Origin of the sequence: Veillonella parvula (assembly GCF_040097785.1) — a bacterium.
GTDB lineage: Bacteria > Bacillota > Negativicutes > Veillonellales > Veillonellaceae > Veillonella > Veillonella parvula_D.
This window is the reverse complement of the sequence record NZ_JBBNNS010000015.1, coordinates 1-610: the sequence shown is the minus strand read 5'-3', so window position 1 is coordinate 610 and position 610 is coordinate 1. Positions and strand designations below refer to the sequence as shown.

Genomic DNA, 610 nt, shown 5'->3' with positions numbered 1-610 from the left:
AGGTCATCTCTTAGAATTTCTAAGTAGGTTGACCCGAGCACATAGGAAATAATTCTCTGACTTAATGGTGACGTACATGAAAATGTACGGCTACAAAAAACGACAATGTATCTAATGCATGTCAATATTATCTCTCATGTATTCAATCATGAGATTTTCGTTAGCATTTGATGCATATCTAGAAGCCTGAGCGAGATGAAGCCGCCGCGTACTATTGTACGTAAGGCAAAATCGAGCGTGAGGCGACGACGATAGGCGCAAATGATAACGCAAAATAAGTAAAGATAATAAGGGCGTATGGTGGATGCCTTGGCGATATCAGCCGAAGAAGGACGCGGTAAGCTGCGATAAGCTACGGAGAGGTGCAAGCAACCTGTGACCCGTAGATATCCGAATGGGGGAACCCGGCAGTGGTTATGCACTGTCACCCATAGCATAGACTATGAGGAGGGCACCCGGGGAACTGAAACATCTAATTACCCGGAGGAACAGTAATCAAACGAGATTTTCTTAGTAGCGGCGAGCGAACGGGAAAGAGGCCAAACCGGAGCGGGCAACCGCACCGGGGTTGAGGACAGTCATCAAGTGTAAATGAGGTAGAAGAATCGAG

1 rRNA gene is annotated in these 610 nt (G+C 46.7%); it reads left to right on the top strand.

The features are described from left to right. Positions 1–277: 277 nt before the first annotated feature. Positions 278–610: ribosomal RNA gene (locus AAA071_RS09480) — 23S ribosomal RNA — on the top strand; the annotation flags it as partial.